Annotated in this window: 2 protein-coding genes; one reads left to right on the forward strand and one right to left on the reverse strand. The window is 39.0% G+C overall.

Going from position 1 to position 2,224, the window contains the following annotated elements:
* The coding region (locus tag V7K61_RS13770; RefSeq protein WP_335053832.1) for a tetratricopeptide repeat protein at positions 1 to 1,346 on the reverse strand (1,346 nt) is incomplete at its 3' end.
* Between the two features lie 295 nt (positions 1,347 to 1,641).
* On the opposite strand from V7K61_RS13770, the gene V7K61_RS13775 reads away from it, so the two are divergent.
* Complete coding sequence (locus V7K61_RS13775; RefSeq protein WP_335053833.1) at positions 1,642 to 2,094, forward strand: endonuclease domain-containing protein; 453 nt, start codon at positions 1,642 to 1,644, stop codon at positions 2,092 to 2,094.
* Positions 2,095 to 2,224 lie beyond the last annotated feature (130 nt).

The following is a 2,224-nucleotide window of genomic DNA, read 5'->3' on the forward strand; positions in this document are numbered from 1 at the left end:
TAAGCATCAGCATAACTAGGATTAATCTGGATTGCCTGAGTATAATCTTCAATTGCGCCCTCAAAATCTCCTAAATCTGAACGAGCATTACCACGTTTTTTATAAGCTATGGCATCTTGAGGATTAATCTTGATTGCTTGAGGAAATCCTGGCTGAGAGCCTAATAAATAACGAGTAATCCCACGGTTTTTATAAGCATCAGCATAATGAGGATTAATTTTGATAGCCTGGGTATAATCCTCAATTGCTCCTTGGTTATCTCCAACATGAGAACGAGCTTCAGCCCGATTTTTATAGGTTACGGCAACATTAGGATTAATTCTAATAGCTTGAGTATAATCATTAATCGCTTCCTCTAATCGCCCCAGTTGATAGAGAGCTAAACCTCGTTTATTGTAAGATTTAGCATCATGAAGGTTTATCTTGATTGCCTGAGAATAATCTGCGATCGCAGCTTCGTAATCTCCTATTTGATAGTGGGCTAAACCTCGCTTATAATATAAAACATCAACATCATCTTGATTAAGTTGTAAGGCTTGATTATAGTTAGTAATTGCATTTATATATTCTCCTTTTTGAAAGCATTCATCACCCAGTTTTACATAAAATATATTTAAATTTTCATGATGATATTCAGGCTGAAAAGAAGATTTGAGTAACTGATGATTAGTTGGCTTAGATAGAATTTCCTGTTTCGGAAGATATTTATAAATAGGTGGTTGTTGCCGAGAATAATTATTTATAGAAGATTGTAACTGTTCTAGATAGCACCATAAACCACCACCATATAATAATTGTTCTATTCCAAAAGAAATTTTACCAGTCTTCAACTTAATCATCCGGGTTGGGAGAAAGCCAGCCAAAAATAGGTGATACTCAGATTGTGCTTCACTCACATCTTCTTGAATCAAAATGCAAACTACAACTGCATTTTTTTCAACTTCTTCAGAACTAATTGACCATCTAACTCTGTCAATGCGACCATGACGAGATTTAACCTCAATACCAATAGATGGGTCAGAAGTCAACGTAAAATCTATATTACCATCGCCGCCAAATCGCTTTTCATAATCGACTTCGGTAATAAAATCAGCTAAACGTTCTTTGACAACTTCCTCACCCAACTTCCCTTTGAGATAGCTAAGAAAAACATCACGCACTGGTAAAACACGCTTATATTTTTCAGCCATCTGCCAGCAAAATTCCCGTAGTGCCTTTAACCTCTCTCCAGAAATTATAGTTAATTCACTATATTGACCTTCTGTTTCACAATGAAGCAGACAACCAGATGCTAACCTTTTAATAAAATCAGACTGTAGCGATCGCAGTAGTGTAATCCAGTCCATTTATATTTCTGCGAATCTTTTGATGAGATTATTCTATTAAAATATCCATTCGGCGTAAACCTTTTAATTAGCTTGGGTGATATTCCCAAAAATTGTTTACTATTTTGCAATAATTCTTAATTTAACTTAATATATGAGAATGGGCTATGATACTTACCGTTGGACATTGGCGTAATTTACATTAGTTTTGAAGGTGCAGCCATGTTTGATTATGCCAGAGTTTTGAGGAGTTGCGAGAGTGCGATCGCTGGGAATAATACATGAAATATTAATTAGCTAACCACCAAGATCGCAAATGACCCAAAATCATAACCCCAAGCCTTTCACCGACTCCAGTCCCCCCTCCTCGCTTGCGGGGAGGGGGCTAGGGGGTGGGGTTCCGGGATACCCTTGGCAAAGCCCACACGAACTTTGGAAAAAACTTAAACCATTAGCGCGACAAATGCGGTGTGAACCAACTCTAGCAGAAAAGCTACTTTGGGAGAAATTGAGACACAAGCAACTTTTGGGTTTCAAGTTCCGCCGTCAGCAAACAATTGACCGTTTTATCGTCGATTTTTACTGTAATGAAGCGCGGTTAGTGGTGGAAGTGGATGGCGAAATTCACGACTACACGCAAGAGGAAGATGCGATACGTCAAGAATTTTTGGAGAGTTTGGGGTTGCAGGTTGTGCGATTTAGAAATGAGGATGTTCTGGAGAGGATGGAGGGGGTGTTGCAGGATATTGGTGCTTGGTTGCAGAGATAGAACCCCACCCCCAACCCCCTCCCCGCAAGCGAGGAGCAGGGTGGTTTCATACAAAGAAAGAAAAAACCTTTTGGATTTGATTGGCTAAAGCACGTTGAGCTTGAGGGATAGTGCGAAAACCGAGAAATCT

Source organism: Nostoc sp. (assembly GCF_036918015.1).
Taxonomy (GTDB): Bacteria; Cyanobacteriota; Cyanobacteriia; order Cyanobacteriales; family Nostocaceae; genus Nostoc.